This window comes from Acinetobacter sp. CAU_H_S139_7, from assembly GCF_058599305.1.
This window is the reverse complement of the sequence record NZ_CM178651.1, coordinates 2,483,542-2,505,763: the sequence shown is the minus strand read 5'-3', so window position 1 is coordinate 2,505,763 and position 22,222 is coordinate 2,483,542. Positions and strand designations below refer to the sequence as shown.

20 protein-coding genes are annotated in these 22,222 nt (G+C 41.2%); 11 read left to right on the top strand and 9 right to left on the bottom strand.

Translation table 11 applies throughout. The annotated features are described in order from the left end of the window. The first annotated feature begins 84 nt into the window (after positions 1 to 84). The 3 genes from pnuC to AC4MC0_RS12230 all read left to right on the top strand — a co-directional run bounded on the left by pnuC (position 85) and on the right by AC4MC0_RS12230 (position 1,582). Positions 85 to 660 carry a nicotinamide riboside transporter PnuC gene (pnuC, locus tag AC4MC0_RS12240; RefSeq protein WP_004981080.1) on the top strand — a complete coding sequence of 192 codons (576 nt, stop codon included), beginning with the start codon at positions 85 to 87 and terminating at the stop codon, positions 658 to 660. A gap of 8 nt (positions 661 to 668) precedes the next feature. Then, positions 669 to 938, top strand: a complete 270-nt coding sequence (locus tag AC4MC0_RS12235; protein ID WP_279688567.1) for a hypothetical protein — start codon at positions 669 to 671, stop codon at positions 936 to 938. A gap of 134 nt (positions 939 to 1,072) precedes the next feature. Further along, positions 1,073 to 1,582: a DUF2505 family protein gene (locus AC4MC0_RS12230; protein ID WP_004694421.1), complete on the top strand. Its 510-nt coding sequence runs from the start codon at positions 1,073 to 1,075 to the stop codon at positions 1,580 to 1,582. 70 nt (positions 1,583 to 1,652) lie between these two features. Here the strand turns inward: AC4MC0_RS12230 and AC4MC0_RS12225 are convergent, their stop codons facing one another. Next, on the bottom strand, positions 1,653 to 2,930 hold the full coding sequence (locus tag AC4MC0_RS12225) for an MFS transporter (RefSeq protein WP_335997012.1): 1,278 nt from the start codon (positions 2,928 to 2,930) through the stop codon (positions 1,653 to 1,655). Between the two features lie 214 nt (positions 2,931 to 3,144). On the opposite strand from AC4MC0_RS12225, the gene def reads away from it, so the two are divergent. Continuing rightward, positions 3,145 to 3,630: a peptide deformylase gene (gene def / locus AC4MC0_RS12220; RefSeq protein ID WP_335997013.1), complete on the top strand. Its 486-nt coding sequence runs from the start codon at positions 3,145 to 3,147 to the stop codon at positions 3,628 to 3,630. Between the two features lie 14 nt (positions 3,631 to 3,644). Here def and AC4MC0_RS12215 read toward each other — a convergent pair whose 3' ends face one another. Then, positions 3,645 to 4,427: an AraC family transcriptional regulator gene (locus AC4MC0_RS12215; RefSeq protein ID WP_168158343.1), complete on the bottom strand. Its 783-nt coding sequence runs from the start codon at positions 4,425 to 4,427 to the stop codon at positions 3,645 to 3,647. 104 nt (positions 4,428 to 4,531) lie between these two features. Between AC4MC0_RS12215 and AC4MC0_RS12210 the strand changes: the two genes are divergently transcribed. Both AC4MC0_RS12210 and AC4MC0_RS12205 read left to right on the top strand, forming a co-directional pair. Further along, on the top strand, positions 4,532 to 5,752 hold the full coding sequence (locus tag AC4MC0_RS12210) for an MFS transporter (protein ID WP_278345236.1): 1,221 nt from the start codon (positions 4,532 to 4,534) through the stop codon (positions 5,750 to 5,752). A gap of 143 nt (positions 5,753 to 5,895) precedes the next feature. After that, positions 5,896 to 6,363: a hypothetical protein gene (locus AC4MC0_RS12205; protein WP_278345237.1), complete on the top strand. Its 468-nt coding sequence runs from the start codon at positions 5,896 to 5,898 to the stop codon at positions 6,361 to 6,363. Here the strand turns inward: AC4MC0_RS12205 and AC4MC0_RS12200 are convergent. Then, positions 6,360 to 6,563 (bottom strand): hypothetical protein, encoded by a 204-nt coding sequence (locus AC4MC0_RS12200; RefSeq protein WP_004694410.1) that lies wholly within the window; start codon positions 6,561 to 6,563, stop codon positions 6,360 to 6,362. The genes AC4MC0_RS12205 and AC4MC0_RS12200 overlap by 4 nt on opposite strands. An 82-nt stretch (positions 6,564 to 6,645) precedes the next feature. Here AC4MC0_RS12200 and AC4MC0_RS12195 point away from each other — a divergent pair, with 82 nt between their 5' ends. Next, positions 6,646 to 7,026, top strand: a complete 381-nt coding sequence (locus tag AC4MC0_RS12195; RefSeq protein WP_004694408.1) for an endonuclease domain-containing protein — start codon at positions 6,646 to 6,648, stop codon at positions 7,024 to 7,026. 175 nt (positions 7,027 to 7,201) lie between these two features. After that, positions 7,202 to 8,455 carry an RES domain-containing protein gene (locus AC4MC0_RS12190; protein WP_278345238.1) on the top strand — a complete coding sequence of 418 codons (1,254 nt, stop codon included), beginning with the start codon at positions 7,202 to 7,204 and terminating at the stop codon, positions 8,453 to 8,455. A 99-nt stretch (positions 8,456 to 8,554) separates the two neighbouring features. Here the strand turns inward: AC4MC0_RS12190 and metH are convergent, their stop codons facing one another. Continuing rightward, entirely contained in the window at positions 8,555 to 12,241 is a 3,687-nt protein-coding gene (metH, locus tag AC4MC0_RS12185; protein ID WP_335997014.1) for a methionine synthase, read from the bottom strand. Between the two features lie 427 nt (positions 12,242 to 12,668). On the opposite strand from metH, the gene AC4MC0_RS12180 reads away from it, so the two are divergent. Next, positions 12,669 to 14,288 carry an inorganic phosphate transporter gene (locus tag AC4MC0_RS12180; RefSeq protein ID WP_004981049.1) on the top strand — a complete coding sequence of 540 codons (1,620 nt, stop codon included), beginning with the start codon at positions 12,669 to 12,671 and terminating at the stop codon, positions 14,286 to 14,288. Between the two features lie 89 nt (positions 14,289 to 14,377). Here the strand turns inward: AC4MC0_RS12180 and AC4MC0_RS12175 are convergent, their stop codons facing one another. The 3 genes from AC4MC0_RS12175 to AC4MC0_RS12165 all read right to left on the bottom strand — a co-directional run bounded on the left by AC4MC0_RS12175 (position 14,378) and on the right by AC4MC0_RS12165 (position 16,984). Next, complete coding sequence (locus AC4MC0_RS12175; RefSeq protein WP_335997015.1) at positions 14,378 to 15,925, bottom strand: hypothetical protein; 1,548 nt, start codon at positions 15,923 to 15,925, stop codon at positions 14,378 to 14,380. Positions 15,926 to 16,069: 144 nt separating this feature from the next. Then, complete coding sequence (locus tag AC4MC0_RS12170; RefSeq protein WP_228254602.1) at positions 16,070 to 16,237, bottom strand: hypothetical protein; 168 nt, start codon at positions 16,235 to 16,237, stop codon at positions 16,070 to 16,072. A gap of 129 nt (positions 16,238 to 16,366) precedes the next feature. After that, positions 16,367 to 16,984: a rhomboid family intramembrane serine protease gene (locus tag AC4MC0_RS12165; protein ID WP_335997055.1), complete on the bottom strand. Its 618-nt coding sequence runs from the start codon at positions 16,982 to 16,984 to the stop codon at positions 16,367 to 16,369. 160 nt (positions 16,985 to 17,144) lie between these two features. Here AC4MC0_RS12165 and nfuA point away from each other — a divergent pair, with 160 nt between their 5' ends. Both nfuA and AC4MC0_RS12155 read left to right on the top strand, forming a co-directional pair. Beyond that, entirely contained in the window at positions 17,145 to 17,783 is a 639-nt protein-coding gene (gene nfuA / locus AC4MC0_RS12160) for a Fe-S biogenesis protein NfuA (RefSeq protein ID WP_004981041.1), read from the top strand. Positions 17,784 to 17,957: 174 nt separating this feature from the next. Then, the gene (locus AC4MC0_RS12155) at positions 17,958 to 19,973 is read left to right on the top strand and encodes a ligand-gated channel protein (protein WP_335997016.1); all 2,016 of its coding nucleotides are present in this window, start codon (positions 17,958 to 17,960) and stop codon (positions 19,971 to 19,973) included. A 28-nt stretch (positions 19,974 to 20,001) separates the two neighbouring features. Here AC4MC0_RS12155 and AC4MC0_RS12150 read toward each other — a convergent pair whose 3' ends face one another. Together AC4MC0_RS12150 and AC4MC0_RS12145 are read right to left on the bottom strand one after the other, a co-directional pair. Further along, positions 20,002 to 21,003: a hypothetical protein gene (locus AC4MC0_RS12150; protein WP_335997017.1), complete on the bottom strand. Its 1,002-nt coding sequence runs from the start codon at positions 21,001 to 21,003 to the stop codon at positions 20,002 to 20,004. A 15-nt stretch (positions 21,004 to 21,018) separates the two neighbouring features. Further along, positions 21,019 to 22,050, bottom strand: a complete 1,032-nt coding sequence (locus AC4MC0_RS12145; protein ID WP_062034416.1) for an alpha/beta fold hydrolase — start codon at positions 22,048 to 22,050, stop codon at positions 21,019 to 21,021. Positions 22,051 to 22,222 lie beyond the last annotated feature (172 nt).

The window sequence follows — 22,222 nt, the reverse complement described above, 5'->3', positions numbered from 1 at the left end:
CGACGTTTAGATTGAGTGGAATTGTCTTGCCTTTATTGAGTTTTTTTTCATAATAGCAACACTTCTTTGAATACCAGTTGAACCATGTCTAGCCTTGAAATATTTGCAGTCATCATTAGCTTAATTGGGGTGACGTTGACCATTAAGCGCAATATGTGGTGTTGGTGGTTTAACTTCGCTGCTTTCTTGTTATATGGCTATTTGTTTTATACCTATAAGTTGTATGGCGAAACCATTTTGCAGTTTTTCTTTGTAGTGGTGAACTTTTACGGTTTTTATCACTGGCTCAAAGGTAAACAACAAGATCATGAGATTCGGATTGAACCGATTACAGCTCGGCAAGTGATTTTGCAAATGCTACTTGCCGCTGCGGTTGGTGCAGTATTTGGTTTGAGCTTAAAGTATTTTACCGATGCAGCTGTACCGCTATTGGATGCGCAGCTCGCAGCGTTTAGTCTGTTGGCGACCTATTGGACCAGTCGTAAACATATTGCGACATGGGTGCTGTGGGTATTTGTCGATATTGTTTATGTCGGTATGTTTATCTATAAAGATTTGTTCCTAACCGCGGCTTTATATGCAGGCTTTGTTGGCTTGGCAGCTTTTGGCTGGTGGCAATGGACTCAGGTACGTCATAAACAACAGCTAAAAAGTGTATAGGCTGAGTAGTGTTGATTGATTTTAAACAAATACAATTGGCTCAATTTGAGTCGGTCATTGAACGGTTAAAAGGAAGTCCACAGCAATATTTGGACTTTGCTTCGGTTGCGGATTTTTATCAGGCCACTTGGTTGGGTGATTTACCCAGCAGTGCAAGTTGGGCGGTTACAGGACTGGATGATGGGGCCGAGCATTTTGATATTCGCTTGGCCTGTTTTGAGCGCGTGGTTTTTATTTATATTGCAGATGATATTGTCATACAGAATGGTGCACATTGATATCTAGATCACGGTATAGTCGGTGCTGGATCATCGTCTATATTTGAGCTTTCTACAGGATGACGAGATCCAGTTTTTCAGTCCTGATCAGGGCATGGATGTTTACAAAAACAAAAAATAAAGGATTTAATGTTATGGCACATCAGTTTGTAGTCAATGCCACCATCAACGGTGTTTCGTTGGATGACTTCCGTCGACTCGCAGCCAATATCAGCTTACATGAAAATGTTTGTCGTCGTATTCCTGGGGAGAAGTTGGAAATTTTGGAGTCGAATAAAGTTGGCGATATTTATACCCTTAAGCGCGCGTATAATTTGGATGTCAATATTCCCGATATTGCGAAGAAATTTCTAAAAGATGCCTTTCGCTTACAACGTACCGACGTCAGCAATTTAGTTGTGCTCAGTTCGGAAGTCCGTTTAGACCCCAATCTACCTTTAGAAGCTGTGTGCCAACGTAGTGTATCGGGTAATGATGAGCAGATTCACTTTCAACTGGAGTGGACGGTAAAAGTAAAAGTGCCATTGATTGGTGGTATGTTAGAAAAACATGCTGAAGGCGAAATTCGTAAGTTTAGCCAAATCGAGCTTGATATTGTGGAAGATGAACTGCGCCAAAATCTGCATGCAGAAACCTTAAGCTAAAGGCTTTGACCTCATGTTTTCAAAGTAGCTTGCATAAAAAGAAACCCTTCGATTGAAGGGTTTTATCATTTTAGTGCTTCGTCTCGAACCGAGTTCGATAAACCAAAGCTGTGAAGAAGCAAACCAAACAGACCAGCCAAATATAATACATCGCGCCAATGTTGCTATAGAGACTGAGCCATTGAACCAAAGGCAGTGTGATGCCTCCTGCAATAGCATAGGCGACATTGTAGGAAAACGAAATGCCCGAAAAGCGGATTGGAGCAGGGAACATTTTGACCATGCTATAGGACACAAGCCCTACCGTGCCTGAAAAGAATCCCAAAAGCATATACAGTGCAAACACCGTAGTTGGACTGACCGCACCTAAACTGTGATAGAAAATGGTTGCGATAGCGGCGACACCGAGCGAGCCAAAAATCAAGACCTTGGCTGCACCAAAACGATCTGCCAATGTCCCAGCGAGTATACATCCCAACATTTGCATGATGATCGCAGCACTTTGCATTTGAAAAGCATCGCTACGTTCAAATCCAAAGGCACCCGTCAGTAAGTTTGGCATGGCTAAAATTAGGACTACCACACAAGCAGTTAAGAACCAGGTCAAGAGCATGCCAATCACCACGGCGGTTTTATGGCTGCCTAAGACTTGTTTCACCGGCATTTCTTTAGACAGCTCTTTACGTGCTTGCATGGCTTTGAATACAGGCGTTTCTTTCAAATAACTACGTAAATACAAGGCCACTAAGCCAAAAATACCGCCCACAATAAAGGGAATACGCCATGCCCAATCATGTATAGCTGCTTCACTAAACTGAAGAGAAATGAACAGTGACATTAAAGCACCGAGCAAGATGCCGAGAGACAAACCTGCTGTGAGCAAGCCATTGGCAAAACCAATTTTTTCAGATGGGACATGTTCGGAAACAAATGTCCATGCCGCTGGAATTTCTCCACCAATTGCAATGCCTTGTATCACTCGCATAAGGAGCAAAAGCAGCGGCGCAGCATACCCAATTGTTTCAAAAGTTGGCATGACCCCGATCATGAGGGTGGGTAAAGCCATGAGTAAAATAGACAAACTAAAGAGTCGCTTACGACCAATGAGGTCACCAAAGTGAGCCATGACCACCCCGCCAAGTGGACGGAAGAAGTAACCTGCGGCAAAAATACCGTAAGTATTTAGCATGGCCCAAAATGGGCTGAGCCCTGCGGGAAAGAATAGCTCAGAAATAATTTTGGCGTAAAAAACATAAATAACAAAGTCATAGAACTCAAGTGCACCACCGAGTGATGACAGCCCAAGGGTACGTTTGTCTTCTCTGGTCAAACGTGGTGTTGCATCCATGCGTATATTTCCAAAGCTGAATAAAGGTTTATATTTGATTTTAAAGAAGTCTTTTTTGAATGAATAATCAATCTTTCTTTACTGGGTTCGAACTAAAAATTATACATGAATCAACATCGTTGATTTGACGGTCAACGTAAATTTATAACGCAGGTGAGATAAAAGGCTTATGATATAAAAAGAATAAATAGGTATAAAAATTTAGGATTTGTGTATGAGCGTCATTTTACCTGTTGCACAACGTGGTGAAGATATTTTAAGACTCAAAGCTGCTCGCGTCGCAGATGCAGAATTTAATAGCGACTGGCTCATGCAGTTGGCTTCTGCCATGATTGCGACCATGTTGGAGCGGAGCGGTGTGGGCATTGCCGCAGCACAAGTCTATATTTCAAAGCGGGTCATTATTGTGGCTTCACGGCCAAATTTACGCTATCCCGATGCACCTGAAATGGACGCCGTGGTGATGGTCAATCCTGAAATTTTAGAGTTTTCGCAAGCAACGACCTTAGGTGAAGAAGGCTGTTTAAGCGTACCGAATGAGCGTGGTCAGGTACAGCGTGCGCAAAGCATTAAGGTGCTGTATCACACTTTGACTGGTGAGGTAATGGAAAGTACTTTTGAAGGTTTTCCTGCACGCATTGTGCAACATGAAATCGATCATCTAAATGGTATTTTATTTGTCGATCGCCTGAGTGCTTAGTCGCGAGTGTCATTTTATTCATCTTTATATTTAAACTGTTGTGGGGTCTGCCCCAAATGACGTTTAAACATGGCACTAAATGCACTCGGATTGCTATAGCCAAGAGATCTTGCAATCTGCGCGACAGATTCACCACTGGCAATTTTACTTAAGGCATGGGCAATATGCATTTGCTGAACCCATGCGCGATAAGACAGCCCCGTTTCCTTTTGAAACATGCGCATCAAGGTTCTGGAGCTGGTGCCAATTTCATCTGCCCATGTGCTTAAATCTTTTAACTGATCGGGCGTACTTAATAGTGCTTGGCAAATATTCATTAAGCGTTTGTCTTGTGGCCACGGAATTTGAATGGGCAACAGATTGGCTTTATGAATTTCATCAAAAATTAAAATCTGTAAAGATCGAGACAGTTCATCAGAGCTGATCAGCTCGGAGGGTGGAATGTGTTCAATCGCATTGAGCCGAATGAGCAGTTCATGCAATAACTTACTGACCCGAATAATAAAACAATGTTGCCCCAGCAGTGCAGCTGCATCGGCTTGAACCAATGCGGTATTGAGCTTAACTCGACTTAATGAAATCACACTGTGTTCAACATGGGTCGGAATCCATAGTGCGCACATCGGCGGCACGATCCAAACGTGGTTTGGGGTGAACACTTGAATCATCCCTGTCGAAGCATACAGAAACTGTGCCCGCGAATGGGTATGCGCAGGGGTAATCTCTCGATAGGTATGCTCAGAAGAAAGCCCAATCACCAATTCGGACATTTCGGTTTGAATCAGAGAATTTGGCATGTGCAGTTTAAAATTGTCAGTTATACAATGATTATTGGAAGATAGCCTTATGAATGACATTTTACAATCAATGCCTGATGAAAAATACATGGAGTTTGCGAGGTATGTCGTCTTCAATTCAAATAAAAGAGGGTATGGGCGAAGCTACGATTAATGAACAGCCGCAAGGCATGATCATAAAAGTGGTGGGGGCTGTGGCGGTTGCGCATCTGCTCAATGACTTGATTCAAGCCGTTTTGCCAGCCATTTACCCGATGCTGAAAACCAATTTTTCCTTAAGCTTTGCGCAAGTCGGACTGATTTCATTGGTGTATCAAATTACGGCATCGCTACTGCAACCTTGGATTGGACTCTATACCGACAAACATCCGAAACCATATTTACTGCCACTGGGTATGGTAGTGACTTTTAGTGGCATTTTACTGTTGGCCTTTTCGCCGAATTTTATCGTACTACTTATGGCTTCAGCATTGATTGGTGTGGGGTCTTCAACTTTTCACCCTGAAGCCTCACGTGTGGCACGAATGGCTTCGGGCGGGCGCTTTGGCACAGCACAATCGACCTTTCAGGTCGGTGGCAATACAGGTACAGCCATTGGGCCTTTATTGGCCGCGCTGATTATTGTGCCTTTCGGACAGCACGCCGTGGCATGGTTGATTGTATTTGCCTTACTGGCGATTTGGGTGCTGTTCGGTGTCAGCCGTTGGAGCATCAGTCACAGTAAAAAACAATTGGCTGCCAAAGCGCATCAAGTGCAAAGCAAACTGCATGGGCGTCAACTCGTCATCGCGCTGTCGACCATTTGCGTGTTGATGTTTGCTAAATTTACTTACATCGCCAGCATCAGTAACTATTTCACTTTTTATTTAATGCACAAGTTTCACCTCAGTTTACAAAGTGCGCAGTTACATCTCTTTGCCTTTTTGGCTGCGGTGGCTCTGGGTACATTTGCTGGTGGGCCGATTGGAGATCGAATTGGGCGTAAAGCGGTGATTTGGGTGTCTTTTGTCGGCATGGCGCCGTTTGCGTTGATGATGCCGCATGCCAATCTATTTTGGACGACTGTACTGTCGATTATCACAGGTTTAGTACTTTCCTCTGCCTTTGCTGCCATGGTGGTCTATGCACAAGAGGCTGTTCCGGGACGAGTTGGCATGATTGCAGGTTTGATGTTTGGTTTAATGTTCGGTGTAAGTGGTATCGCCGCAGCAGGCTTAGGATATTTGGCTGACGTCAACGGCATTGAATGGGTATTTGGCGTGTGTGCGTTATTGCCTTTACTCGGTTTAGCGACCTTCTTTTTACCGAAAACCCAAGCAAACTAAACTGAATACCGCAGAACTTTAGGTTTAGACGCGTTATCTTGTATAAAGAATAGGATGGCGCGTTTGGATTTGAGTAGGGGTGTTGTCATTAAATGCTCGATGCACTCAATCTTTGTGTGCTTTGATTCTGGAGGATGAATGCCATGACTACTCCCGATGCTGTAATAAAATTTTCCTTAGGCTTGGAGCAGTTGAGTTTTGAACTAGATGGACAGCACTTTCAGATTGATAAAGGTTTACGATTCATACAGTCGAATAGTATGCGGCATGGGGTGCTGGATGAACTTGCCATCGAATTGATGATTTATGTAATTGAAGAAATATTAGAGTCGGTTCCAATTCATTATGGTCAGCCCAAAAATGCAATCAGTGCTGATGATTTATTTCAGCAAGTTCTGACTTTATTTTTCCAGAATCAGCACAGTATAGACCGAGTACAGCTTGAAAGCGGCTTTAACGAGTTTATCGAGCGTCGGGAGTATTATGTCTGTAAAGTGGTAGAACAGGGGGTATTCAGTCTGGTTTACTTTGTGTTTTTACGTGAGATGATGCACCACTGGAATGTGGTCGACATTCAATTTGAATCGCTTGAAGCGGCTCAATTGCATTAAAAACGTAAAAAATAGGGAATGACAGACAGCAGAATCCCAATGCCACTCAGCAAGAAATGGCTTTCTATAAAATAAGGGAAAACCATTAAAACCAGACCAGCAACTAAGGGCACAGTCATTTTTTGTTTTTTGCCATAGAGAAAATAGCCTAAACCAATTGAGCTAAAGATCACGCCGAGTAAGAGTTGAGTGCTGTTCATGATGATGTTTCGTGCATTGTTATTCTCTGGAAGATATTATGCCAAGATTTTTAAAAGAAGATATAAAAACTAAGAGCGTGTGATGCAACCTTATAACAAGAGCTTAAAACTTCCATCGCGTAATTTACGTAGCAATATGACCGATGCAGAACAATGGCTATGGCAAAGATTACGCCGTAAACAAATTTTAGGATTACAGTTTTATCGGCAAAAGCCAATTCTCAACTTTATCGTGGATTTTTATTGTTCCGCTGCGAAGCTTGTTATTGAGTGTGATGGGGGACAACATTACACCGAAGATGGTCGTTTAGCTGATCAAATTCGAGATCAGGTTTTAAGTGAATTAGGGCTTGTGGTGCTGAGGTTTAGTAATAGGCAGATTTTGACTGAAACTGATGCTATGGTGGAACAGATTTATTGGATTGCGAAACAGAGATTGGAATCCCTCTCTTGCGAAACGTAGTTTCTCACTTTAAAAAAGGGGGACTTTACGTGAATTTGCTGATTGTATTTGATTCGTGAGGCTCCTTCTTTTTAAAGGGAGGTTGGGAGGGATTACTCATAAAAACATAGGTTAATATAATTGTTTGTAATATATTGAATTTACTGTGATAAAGAAATCAGAGGTGGTTGTCTAAATGTTGCTTTGTAAAATGTGTATTGAAAAGAAATTACCACCTTATAAATATAACAATAATGATTTTGAGCTTAAATTTTGTGAAGAGTGCCAGTGTGAAACTCAATATTTAGATTATGAATTGTTTAAAAATAAATTATTCGATGTGATATCTACTAATTATAAATTTTTAAGTGATCTACCTTATAGAGCAGGTTGGTTTTATGAAGTGCATGATGAAGATGGTGTAAATGATTACTATAATTTTATAGAGTCATTAGATTTAGGTGAGGTTTTAACGGAAAAATTAGCAGAGGACTGGGGGGAGAAGTTTGGGGATGAATTATTAGTACTTTATGATGATTCTTTAGAGGAGTATGAAGGGTGTAATAAGGAATTTGAATGGGAAGGTATTCAGGAAAGTTTTAAACATGAATTCAGATTCTTTAACACTAAACTAAAGGATTTTTTAGATCATACATTTGAATACTTGCTAGATAATCAAAATATCAATCAATCACTTTTGAATAATATTCAAGCAAATACTATTTTATATCGTGGCAGAAGTTTTGATAGCCTTAAAGATCTGATGAAAGAAGTTAACGAGGATAATTTAGCAATAGAAGTGGAAATAGAAAATGAAATAATAGCAAAAAATATTAGGGATAAATTTGGATTAGTACCCTCATTCTTAGCTAGTGATCAACGAATGACACCTTTTGGGATATCTGCTCTTTATTTATCTACAGAGAAAATGGCATGTGTCGCTGAAATTAGAGCTTTAGTTGGACAATATGTTGGTATTGCAGAATTTTCGAATAGGATAGAATTGAAATTATTAAATCTAAATAAATTAGCGGAGGGTTTATATCCTCATCATTTAGATGAAGACTATTTAGGAAAATTGGATGTTTATATATTTTTCAAAAAACTCATAGCAAGTGTATCTAAGCCAAAACTTGAGAGTGGAAAATTTGATTATTTAATAAGCCAATACTTTTTTGAGTACTTGAGAGTGAAATTCGGAGATCAGATTCAGGGGATTTTTTTGAAATCAGTTCAATTACCTACTGCAGATAATATCATCTTATTTCTTGAGGTTACCGATGAAGGAATTGATAGTTCTTTTTTAGCAGGAAATAATAAAATTTATTTTTCATGGAATAAGGAATCAAGGCTTGGTTTAAGTATTTCACAAGTTAAATCAATAGCAATTACAACTGAGATTGAATATATCTCTCATCCAAGAATGAAAGAATCAACGGACTGGATTTAATCCCTCCCAACCTCCCTTTGAAAAAGGGAGGAGCAGTCACGAAACAAATTGAATCACATGACATCCCCCTCTTTTTAAAGAGGGGTTAGGGGAGATTATTTAAACAATCGAATCATCTAAATTCGGTGCTAACCAACGCTTCGCTACATCCAGTGTCCAGCCTTTACGCTTCGCATAATCCTCAAGCTGATCTTGAGAAATCTTGCCTACATTAAAGTATTCACTTTCAGGGTGCGAATAATAGAAACCACTGACAGAAGAAGGTGGCATCATCGCAAAGTGTTCGGTCAATTTCGTACCAATCTTTGCTTCTGAACCTAACCAGTCAAACAACACTGCTTTTTCAGAATGCTCTGGGCAAGCAGGGTAACCTGGCGCAGGACGGATACCGACATACTTCTCTTTGATCAATTCTTCATTGCCCAAAGTCTCATCGGCTTTATAGCCCCAGAACTCTTTACGAATACGTTCATGCAAATGTTCCGCAAAGGCTTCGGCAAAACGGTCTGCCAATGACTGAACCAAGATTGCAGAGTAATCATCACCTTTGGCTTTGTATTCATTCGCCAATTCTTCTGCACCAAAGACCGACACAGTGAAACCACCGAGATAATCGGTATTGTCTTTCGAGGTGCTAATAAAGTCGGCTAAAGATAAATTCGGCTTGCCTGTGACTTTGTCAGATTGCTGACGCAAATGTTCAAAAGTATGCGTGACATTCTGCGCTGTTTCATCAAATACACTGACTGTATCCGCACCTGTACGTTGAGCAGGGTATAGACCAAATACAGCACGCGCATCAAAACGATTATTCTCGATCACATCTTTGAGCATGGCTTGCGCTTGATTATACAAATCCGTTGCCGCTTCACCGACAATCTCATCTTCTAAGATTTTCGGGAACTTACCTGCCAAGCTCCAAGAAATAAAGAATGGTGTCCAGTCAAAATACTCCACCAAGGTCGCCAATGGATAATTGGTAATGACTTGCGTACCTAAGCTATTTGGAATCGGTGGCACATAGTTGTTATCCACCTTGAAACCATTTTCAATCGATTCGGCATAGCTGAGTTTGGCTGCTTTCGGTTGCTTATTGGCTAAACGTTCACGAATCTTGGCATATTCAGCACGATGTTCTGCAATAAAGTTGCCACGCATTTCTTTCGAGAGCAGGGTAGTTGCCACACCGACTGCACGAGAAGCATCGGCCACATAGATTACCGCATCATTTGAATATTGCGGATCAATTTTAACTGCAGTATGTGCTTTCGATGTGGTTGCACCACCAATCAATAAAGGAATGTCAAAACCTTTACGCTGCATTTCTTTGGCAACAAACACCATTTCATCTAAAGATGGCGTGATCAAACCAGATAAACCGATGATGTCACATTTTTCATCAATTGCCGTTTGCAAGATTTTTTCACATGGCACCATCACGCCAAGGTCAACGATGTCATAACCATTACAGCCCAAGACCACGCCCACGATATTTTTACCAATATCGTGTACGTCACCTTTTACAGTCGCCATGAGAACACGACCTTTAGATTGTGCATTGCCTTTTTCGGCTTCGATGTACGGGTTCAGCCAAGCTACGGCTTGTTTCATCACACGTGCAGATTTGACCACTTGAGGTAGGAACATTTTGCCTGAACCAAACAGGTCGCCGACCACGTTCATGCCATCCATCAAAGCACCTTCAATCACATCGAGTGGACGTTTGGCTTTTAAACGGGCTTCTTCAGTATCTTCATCAATGTAAGTGGTGATACCTTTAACTAACGCATATTCGAGACGTTTTTCAACCGACTCATTGCGCCATTCAAGATTTTCAGCTTCACGCTGTGCGCCACTATGACCACGGAATTTTTCCGCGACTTCAAGCAATTTTTCTGTGGCGTTTTGACCAGATTCACCTTGGTTTTGATTCAGTACAACATCTTCAACCGCATCTTTGAGTTCTTTTGGAATATCGTCATAAATCGCCATTTGACCCGCATTGACGATACCCATAGTCATGCCTTGTTTAATGGCATAGTAAAGGAACACAGAGTGAATCGCTTCACGTACAGGTTCATTGCCACGGAATGAGAAGGAGACGTTAGAGACACCACCCGAGATCATGGCATGCGGTAGGTTTTGTTTGATCCAACCTGTGGCTTCAATAAAATCGACGCCATAGTTATTATGTTCTTCAATCCCTGTTGCCACGGCAAACACGTTCGGGTCAAAAATAATATCTTCGGCAGGGAAGCCAACATCATTGACTAAAACATCATAAGAACGTTTACAGATTTCACGCTTGCGTTCTGCGGTATCTGCCTGACCAGTTTCATCAAAGGCCATGACAATAATCGCAGCACCATATTGGCGACATAAACGTGCTTTTTCGACAAACTCGTCATAACCTTCTTTTAAGGAAATCGAGTTCACGACAGGTTTACCTTGTACACATTTTAAGCCTGCTTCAATGATTTCCCATTTTGATGAGTCAATCATGATCGGCACACGTGAAATATCAGGCTCAGATGCCACTAGATTGAGGAAATGCACCATCGCATTTTGCGAATCGAGCATCCCTTCATCCATGTTGATGTCGATGATCTGTGCGCCTGCAACGACTTGTTGCTGAGCTACTTCCAACGCTTCGGCAAAGTTTTCTTCACGGATTAAGCGCAGGAATTTTTTTGAACCCGTGACGTTGGTCCGTTCACCGACGTTCACAAACAATGAATCTGCAGTAATGTTAAATGGTTCTAAACCACTTAAACGGCAGGCAGGTTTTGTTTCAGGCACTTGACGTGGTTGAATGTCTTTAACAGCATTATAGATGGCACGAATATGATCGGGTGTGGTACCACAGCAACCGCCAGTAATGTTGATCAAACCACTTTCAGCAAACTCTTTAATGAAGGCAGCAGTTTGTTCTGGGGTTTCATCATATTCACCAAAGGCATTTGGTAAACCAGCGTTTGGATGGGCAGAAACAAAAGTATCGGCAACATCAGCAATAGTTTTAACGTGTGGACGCATGGCATCTGCACCCAAGGCACAGTTAAAACCAATTGAGAGTAAGTCACCATGACGCACCGAGTTCCAGAACGCTTCTGCGGTTTGACCTGTAAGAGTACGACCTGATGCATCGGTAATGGTGCCCGAGATCATGAGTGGCAGTTCACGACCAAGTTGCTTGAACACTTCCTTGACTGCAAAGATCGCAGCTTTACAGTTTAAGGTATCGAATACGGTTTCAATCAAGATGATGTCTGCACCACCTTCGATTAAGGCATGCGTTGCTTCAATGTAGTTTTCTTTGAGTTCGTCAAAGGTGATGTTACGGAACGCAGGATCATTTACATTTGGTGAAATTGAACAAGTACGTGAAGTTGGACCAAGTACGCCTGCAACAAAACGAGGTTTGTCTGGGGTTGAATATTTTTCACAAGCGGCTTTGGCTAAGCGTGCCGCTTCGCGGTTGATCTCGGGAACGAGATCTTCCATGTGGTAATCCGACATTGAAACGCGTGTGCCGTTAAAGCTGTTGGTTTCAATAATGTCTGCACCTGCATCGAGGTACGCTTCATGAATGCCTTGGATAATTTGTGGCTGAGTCAGTACCAAAAGGTCATTATTGCCTTTGAGGTCAGAAGCCCAATCTACAAAGCGTTCACCACGATAATCTTCTTCTTCGAGCTTGTGACGCTGAATCATGGTACCCATCGCACCATCGATAATAAGGATGCGCTCGGCAAGAAGTGCTTTTAAGGTGGCAAGTGTAGACATTCAAAACTCACAAACAGGTTTTCAAAACGTGCAATATTTTAGCAGAAAAGCAGGTTGATTGATGCCTAATTCAAGTGGTATTGGCTATATGGCAAATAAAAAAGGCTGATTTAGCTTTAGTTTTCACGAAAGTGAAATATAGACCCGCTATGTTAATAGATCATAAGAAATAGAGATGAAAAAATATTGATTGGAGCAGATTGTTACAGACAGCACAGCCAAATGTAAGAAAATAATTCAGCTTAATCCGCAGTGAAAAATTAAATTTTGAGCCAGTACAGTGTGTTCAAGGCTTATAAGCGATTTACTGCTGATCTAAAATAAGCCAATTATGAAAAAATTGGCTTCAAGTGACACGCATTTGTCATATAATTGTCACAATTAAATTGAACAATAGGGGATATTGATATCCTCTTTAGCCGTCTGCATGAATTCTAATATTCCTCCCGTCCAAGATCAGGTGCACGTGACACAGGTCAAGTCGACGAATGTGCACGTACCTACACCGAAATTTTTTATGCCGGTGTTTTTAACGGTCATTATTTCAACGCTAATTTATATTGGCTTTCAGCTTTCTGCTGACTTATCGCATGTTCCTGCACTGAATCTTTACTCTTTAATCCTTTTAGCGACGGCGTTGTTCATTGCTTTGGGTTTTGAGTTTGTAAATGGCTTCCACGACACTGCCAATGCGGTTGCAACGGTCATTTATACCAATGCACTGTCTGCGCCTGTTGCGGTGATGTGGGCTGGTTTCTGTAACTTCCTTGGGGTTATGGTCGCAAGTGGTGCAGTGGCTTACGGTATTATTGCGCTACTGCCCGTTGAGTTGATTATGAATGTCAGCTCAGGTGCAGGTTTTGCCATGGTGTTTGCCATGTTGATTGCTGCGATTTTGTGGAACTTGGGCACATGGTTCTTGGGTATTCCAGCATCGAGTTCACATACTTTGATCGGTTCAATCTTGGGTGTGGGCATCATGAACTACCTGATGCATTCAGGCAGTGGTGCTTCGGGTGTCGATATGGATCAGGTGATTAAAGTCGGTAAAGCTTTACTGTTTTCACCTATGATCGGTTTTGCTTTTGCAGCAGTGTTGTTCTTATTGGTGAAAAAAATCTTTAAGAAACAACTGGAACTATTCCAACCACCTGAAGGCAACAAACCACCACCGCCACTGATTCGTGCCATTTTGATTTTTACTTGCACAGGTGTAAGTTTTGCGCACGGTTCAAATGACGGTCAAAAAGGTATGGGTCTAATCATGCTGATTTTGATTGGTATTGTGCCTTTGGCTTATTCTTTAAATAAGAATTTAGATTCACAGCATATTCAGTCATTTGCTCAACTTTCAGATCAAACTGCGGCTGTGATTTATCCGAATCATAACGATATTGCAGATGAAAAAGCCCGTATGGTGATCACGCAATATATTCAAACCAAAGAAATGACCCCAGAAGTCGTACCTGCTTTAGCCAGTTTGACAGATCATTTGGGTGAGCGTGTTGGCCATTATGGAGATCTTAAAGATATTCCTGAAGCTGAAGTTTCTGCACTACGTAATGACATGTACTTAAGCACGACAGCGTTCAAACGTTTGGATAAAGCGGATCAACTGCCAGCGATGTCGGAAGCGGGCAAAAAGACAGTAAAAGAATATCGTAGTAACCTTGATTCATTCTTACAGTACATCCCAACATGGGTGAAAGTGGCTGTAGCATTGGCTTTAGGTCTAGGTACGATGGTCGGTTGGAAGCGTATTGTCGTGACTGTAGGTGAGCGTATTGGTAAAAACCATATGACTTATGGTCAAGGTATGTCAGCCGAGTTAGTGGCGATGACTACGATTGCAGCTGCTGATGGCTTTGGTATGCCCGTATCGACTACACACGTATTGAACTCTGCGGTAGCAGGGACCATGGTGGCGAATAAGTCAGGTCTAAACTTTGCAACAGTGAGAACCATTCTTTCGGCTTGGATCTTTACCTTGCCAGCAACAATCTGTTTATCAGGTGGTTTGTTCTGGTTGTTTCTACAGTTCGTTTAATCTGATGTATAATAAGCAGTGATAAAAAAACGCTACCCAAGGTAGCGTTTTTTTAGCTCAGTATTTTATTGAAGCGGGTATTCAAGGTCTTATTTTTTGAGTAAAGCAAATACTTTGTTGAGTGGTAGCTTGTCTGCGGCAAAGCCATAAAGTGCTGCAAAGGGCAGTGCAGTGCGTGCTAAATAAGCTACACGCCATAAGCCGCCGTGATTGGCACCGTGCATCATTAGTTCTAAAGGATGTTCAAGTTTGTTCTCTGGATTGGCTACAGAAGCAGGATTACGCAGATCATGGATCCATAAAGCCGCCATGATGGCATTGGTGGTTTCAGGCTTAAAGGCTTCAACATCAAACAAGCTCGCCCCATTAAATGCGGCTTTGAGCAGTGGATTTTTGGTGACAGAATGCGTGGTGGTTGATGGCGCAATGTTGATGCTGACGCGCTGACCTTCTGAGCGAGCAAGCGTTGCACGCCACTGCTGAATACGTTTAGCCAACGCATAGTTCGGCCCTTGTTCAATCACTAAACAGTCGGCGATGCCGTAAGACTTGTCATTATCTGACTTGACGAGGTCATGTAGGTTTTTCTTAAAGAAAAGTTGCCCGCTGAGGGTTGAAATACTTTTACTGATCATCTGCTGAGTTTTAGAGCGTCCACTGAACTTTTGCTCAGATGCTGTAATGACTTCTTCTGGGACTGCATAGACATCGGTAGGTGTGCACATATACATCAAACTGGTGTCTGCTTTTTGTGCACTGACATATTGTATGATCGCATCCATTGCAACAGAAACACGGACATGCTTTTCACCATCCAAATAAGCAATCGCTGCCAAATCTAACTGATGTGGGTTTTGTACCAACCATTGTGCAATTTCAGGGACTTGTGTCAGTAGGTTTGCGCCGAGTTTTTCTTTTAAAACAGCTATAGGTGTTTCTGCACTCAATGCTTCAACAGATGGGGCATATAACGTGGCATTGCCGTGTTGAATGGTGTCTAAAATTTTGCCCCATACACGGCTATTGGGTAAATCAACCGCCACAATATTGGCTTTCCATTGGGCTAACCATGTGAGTGGACCAGCTTCAGATGCCGCACCGAACAAAACCATAGTACGGTCAGATAAATCAAACCATTCAGGATGCTCTACACAAGCAATTAGTGCTTCAGCATGGCTTGGTTCAATCACACCTGCATCTAACCACGTTTGGATTTGTGCGAGTAATGCATCACCTGTGAGTTGTTGGCCTTTATAAGGTACTGACCACTCAGGTGCAGCATCGCTTTCACCTTTGAGTTTGATGGTGTGTAGCGGTGTAGTTTTAAGTGACATCACATCTTTGAGGAGATGCTTTTGGCCATCGCGATAAAACTCAAACACATTATGTGCTTTGTTGAGCCCATCTTGTGCTATTTGAATCGGTGCAATTTGATTACAAATCCCAAATTCAACTAAGGATTTAAAATAGCGTGGATATTGTTTACGCCAGTTCTTTTCTGTAAGTGCAGTAACAGAGCTTTGGTGATCAACATTGGCTAAGGCCTCTGCAATAATCTCTTTCCCTGTACGTGAGGTACTAACTTTTTGTGTTTTCGAGTAAATTGGAAATTGAAGACCATCTAAGGGATTGGACATGCAAGAAATCTCACTGGCATTTGCTATTTATATACAGTTGTAAACATTATCTATGCCAAATCAAATTACTGCTTGGCATTTCATGCCAAATTTATGTAAAAATATATGTAATAAAAAAGCCTTCTGAATAGAAGGCTTTTGAGTTTAGCAGCGACCTTTTTTGGCTTGTCCCGGTGGGCAGAAATCGCCTTGGCCATGAGGATAATAAGAACGATCAGGATCGACGATGATACTCCCTTCAGGGGTGTGTACCGCACAGGCTGTAAAATTAAGGGTGATCATCAAGGCTGCACATATAAACATTATTTTCATCGCAATTTCCTTGGGATATTGTGATCCTGATGTTTATTGTAAAAATCAGAACCACCCGTTGCTGTGAAAAAATGTTACTGAGCCTATATGCGTATGGATGCAATCCATTTGCAACTTAGGTGCTGAGCTTTAAATAGGTAACTGGGTTAATTTGCTCAGAAAATGTGGAATAAGACGCGGCTCTAAAATTAAGGTCATGATAACCCCATAAGAAGCTCCCCAAAGATGAGCGCTATGATTGATGTTGGAGTTGCCTTTTTTACCTGACCAGATGCTATATGCCACGTACAACACTGCAAAAATAATCGCAGGTACTGGAATAAAAAATACAAAAATCAGCTTCCAAGGTTCAAACAACACATAAGCGAACAATACCGCAGAGACCGCACCAGAAGCACCAAGGCTTGCCCAGCGCACATCATTCTTATGTTTTAAATAACTTGGTAAAATGGCAAAAATTAAGCCACCCAGATAAAACAAAATAAAACCTAACTCATAGAAGTATTGGCGGTAAAAACTTTCAATAATGCTACCAAAGAAAAACAAGGTGAACATATTGAACAGGAGATGCATACCATCGGCATGAATAAAGCCATGTGTAATAAAACGATCATATTGTCCACGTTGCATCGCAGGAGGCCAGAAAATCAGACGGTTCATCACGTTCTGATTTGAAAATGCCACCATAGAAATAATGACCGTAATAATAATGATCGTAACTGTATGATTAAAAGGTAAATCCAACATTTCTGAGATGTTCTGCATATAACTATCTTGTGGTCATAATGCCATTAAATTGAGCGAAAAGATGAACTTTCACAATAAATCCGACAATTTTGGTTGATTTTTTTTAATTACCCCGCATCTTCAGTTAAAATAGCAACTTCAGCTTGAGGAAATGATTGTTATGTCGACTGAGAACAGCAGCACTGCAGTTGCAGAGGAAATTCCAAACTTATTGATTACTCCAACTGCACAAGAGTATTTACGTGATTTATTAGAAAAACAAAATACACCGGGCATTGCTGTACGTGTATTTGTTGAAAATCCGGGTACACCACGTGCTGAATGTTGTATGGCATATAGTGCGCCTGAAGAAGTGATCCCAACCGATTACCGCCAAGATTATCCAGACTTTCCTGCGTATATCGACACACCGTCTATTCCATATTTATTAGATGCGGTGATTGATTACAATAAAGACCGTTTTGGTGGGCAGTTGACATTCCGTGCACCAAACTCGAAAGTACCACGCGTCGGTCCTGATGCATCGATTGAAGAGCGTATTACTTATATTCTTCAGTCTGAAATTAATCCTGGGCTAGCAGGGCATGGTGGTAACTGTGCATTGGTTGAAGTAGTTGAAGATGAAGAGCATGGTTTAACGGCTGTACTGAAATTCGGTGGTGGTTGCCAAGGTTGTTCAGCAATTGATGTCACCTTGAAACAGGGTGTTGAAACGACTCTGCAACAACACATTCCTGAGTTACGTCGTGTTATTGACCAGACAGACCATACGCAGGCGGAAGGCGCGTACTTCAAATAATTTTTAAACCATTTTGATAAATAACCTCCTTCAATTAGGGGGTTATATTTTATCTAAAGCCAAAATGTAATTGAGAATAATTATTAATATTAATTGCAATATGTTTACCATTTGTTAAAATGCCCTACGAAATTTACACAATTTCTCCTTTTTTTGTATTTGGGTGTATGCGTTATGGGTAAAAATCTAACGAGATCAACTTTGGCTTTAGCGGTTGTAGGAGCAATGAGTTCATTTGCGATGGCAAATGAAACAATTGAAACCACGAAAGAGAAAGAAACAACACAATTACAGACGATCGTTGTATCGGCAAGTGGATTTGAACAAGATATTAAGAAGGCTGCGGCTTCTATTTCTGTATTGTCACAAGAAGAAATTGGAAAAAAAGCATATAGAGATGTTACTGATGCACTGAGAGATGTTCCCGGTGTTGTAGTTACGGGTGGTGGAAGTTCATCTGATATTAGTATTCGTGGGATGGGTAGCGCATATACCGTCATCATGGTCGATGGAAAGAAGGTAAATTCGCGCTCAGTAAGACCAAATAGTGATAATTCAGGGATTGAGCAAGGCTGGTTGCCAGGCATCGAAGCAATCGAACGAATTGAAGTGATACGTGGACCAATGTCAGGCCTATATGGTTCAGATGCAATGGGTGGTGTCATTAATATTATTACGAAAAAGAATGCGACTGAGTGGGCGGGGTCTGTACGCCTAGATACGACACTTCAAGAGAACACAGATTCGGGTAACATTTATCAAACCAATGCTTATGTTTCTGGACCACTTATTGCGAATTTACTGTCATTAAGAGCCAATGGTACGTATTCACAACGTGAAGAAGATGAAATTCTTGGCGGTTATAAAGAACAAACCATGCGAGCAGGAGGAGCAGTTTTAACTCTAACTCCAAATGAGAAACATACATTAGATTTAGAATATCAACGTTCTATTCAAAACCGTAATGGTTCTGTAGGTAAAACTATTGCCAATGTACCGAACAGACGTGGTGAACTTCCAACAGATTCTAAGACTGATTATTACCGTACAGAATATAGTCTAACTCACCGCGGTGAAATTGGACGCGTTCAGACTCATTCATATATTCAGCGCGAAGAAAATGAAAACCCTTCCCGTGATATGGAAGCGATCAATACGACCTTTAACACGATCAATCAAATTCAACTTGGAAGTCATGATTTGAGTTTTGGGGGAATGTATTTAAAAGAAGAATTAGATGATCAGGGCAACCAGCTTAAAGTAAATGGCAGCATTTTGACGCATTTGGATCGATATAGCTGGGCATTATTTTTAGAGGATAACTGGAGAATTGCAGATCCTTTTGTTTTAACAACATCGATTCGTTTGGATAAAGATGAAAAGTTTGGTGATCATTGGAGTCCGAAATTATACGGTGTGTGGACATTAAATGATGAATGGGTTGTAAAAGGTGGTGTTTCTACAGGTTATAAAACACCAGCTTTACGGGCAACGGTTGCTGAGTGGGGACAAGTGACTGGCGGCGGAAGTAGTGCGGGCGTCATTGTTGGTAATCCAGATCTAAAACCTGAAACCAGTATTAACTATGAGGTTTCGGCACAGTGGGATAATGGTCATAATTTAAGTGCGGGTGTCACAGTATTTAATAGTGAGTTTAAAGATAAGATTACTGAAATCAGAGACTGTTCTGGTGATTCAGGAACTCGAAATTGTCCATGGTTAGGGGAAAGCTTCGATTTTGTTAGTCTGCGAGAAAACGTAGATAAAGCCAATATGTACGGCGCTGAAGCAACATTTGGTTGGGATATCACCTCAAATGTTGTTTGGAATGCGAATTATACCTATACAGAAACAGAGCAAAAGAGTGGCGTCAATAAAGGCAAGCCTTTAAATGAAATGCCTAAGCATATGTTTAATACGACATTAGATTGGCAGTCAACAGATATTACGAATATGTGGGCGCGATACAATTTCCGCAGTAAAACTTCTGAATATTTGAGTCGAACCACTATGACAGATGGCAAGCCTGCATATGGAATGATTGATGTTGGCTTAAATGTCAAACCAACCGATCAAATTCAAATTAATGCAGGTATTTATAATCTGTTTGATAAGCGGATTGATACTGATACCTATGATTATGTGCTCGATGGTCGACGTTATAACCTTGGTTTAACGTATAAATTCTAAGAAAAAAGCCGCATAACGCGGCTTTTTTTTAAAGCTTTAAAATACTCTGCGCCTGGTCAGAATAATAAAACTGTTCTAAATAATAGCGTGCTCGATCACGCAAGTAATCAGAACGAATGAGCTCTTGAATAATAGGATTCAACAAATTTTGAAGTTGATTTTGGATTAAAGCTTCGTCGATATTTAAGTCACGTAGGAGTAAATCAAAAGGACGTTCTTGGTTGCGAATGTACCAAGCGTAAACACCGTCATGCACCTGTTGTTGGAGATAGTCGGTTTGACGCATGTGTGCCCAAATCTCGTGACCCATTGCGACGGTTTGAGGCAAGTCCTGTACTTCAATATAATTTTTCAAAACTGATAAAGGCATATCTTTGATTTTGTGCCAGAGGTTGGCTTGAAAATGATATAGCTTTTCATCATTAAAGTTTTGATTTAAAACTTGTTCGCTCATTTGACTGAGTTTTAAGATGTTCTTTTGCAAATAATGTCCGATGGTGTCATTCAGATTAGAATCTGTGACGGTTTCGAGTACCGACTTGCCTATTTTCATAAAACTAGAAACACCCGGCACACGTTTAGTCATCACCGAGTTGTTCAAATAGTCTTGAATCGAGTGCTGAATCAGCTGGGTAATCATGGCCGAAAAAGCTGGGTTATTTACCACAGTTTTAATCAGACGCTGGCGGTGCCCACTTTTACTCGCGACATACTGCGCAATTTTGTCGATGGTAAGTACAGGAATCACATCGGCAATTTTTGTTGTTTCATTGATGGGATGAATCAAAGCAAACTTAATGTGCTCAGCAATTTGTGAAATCAGATACTCGGTCGCAGGTGTGGCTAGGATTTGTTTTTGCAAAAGCGCGTTGATGTCTTCAAAGCTCCACAGTTGCTGCAAAGTTTGTTTTCTAAACCAGTGATAAAATAGGGTGAATTCATTTTGTACGGTACTTGCTTGCGAAAACTCATGATCTAAAAAATTAAGATGAGCTTCAATGAGCTGCTCAATCATCGGGTGTTTCTGCATACGTACTCAACAAAATTAATTTAGTGGAATCAGTTTATCAGCCAATGGATTTTTTAACTTTTGTGTTTTTGCAAGAAAAGGCAGGTAGTGCTGTGCAACGGCCTGTTCTGCCTCCAAAAGTGGCATATGACCAACATTGTTAAGGATGACAGGAGCTTCAGCACGTTTCAATAAAGATTTGAGCTCATTCGCCACTTCGACATTAATAATTTTGTCCTGCTTACCCCACAAAATGAGGGTGGGCGCTTCAATGTTACGGGTCACTCGAGCAAAGGAGTCAGTGGTATAAATTCGGTTCAAGGTCACCAATTGATCAATCACTTTACTGTTTTTTTCAGCCTGAGTAATTAACTGTTTTTCTTGGGCGCGTTTTAAATAATAGGGCATTTTGATTGGGGTTTGCATGACACGTTGCATAACATCATCTAAATCGCCCGGCTTGCTTACAATCAAGTGCTTTAAATATTGAGGGTCTTTGGCATAGTTGGTGTTGGCGTTCTTATAAATGCCTGCACTGTTTAATAAAAACAAACTTTGCGTGTCAAAAGGGTATTGCGCGGCATATAGGGTTGCAATAGAACCACCGATAGAATGTCCTGCAACATTCAGCTTATCTTGTATATGAATGGCTTCAACAAAACGACGGAGTCGCTCTGTGACATTTGGCATAGAGAGATCAAAATCATCAGGGACTTTGGTGTCGCCATTAGTCGGAAGGTCAGGGATAACCACGTGGTAATACGGCGTTAGAAATTGTGCTACACGGTTCCAATTGTCTCGATTTCCAGCAAAACCATGAATCAGCAAAATCGTTGGTTTATCAACTGCACCGCCTTCGTTATAACTCCAAACGATATCATCCACTTTAAGTGTTTTGGTTTTTAAGCCAGCGGTGACGCGTTCTTGTAGAAGGTAGCTTTGTAAACTGAGTTTGTCTTTGATGATGGTATTTTCGACCGCATGGCTGGCGAAAGGAAATGACAAAGCTAAGGCGAATAGACCGGCCTTTAGACTTTGTTTCAAGACGGATTTTGAGCGCATCATCATGGTTCATCCTTAAACGGAGATGAATGAAAAAACTGACCGAATAAGATAAAAATGCTCTGATTTTGAATAGTTTTTATGTTTATTTACAGGTCTGTTTGATTCTAATAGCTTTCATGCAAATGTCATTAATTATTTATTTGAAAGGATATACTGCATTTGGATAAAGTGTGAA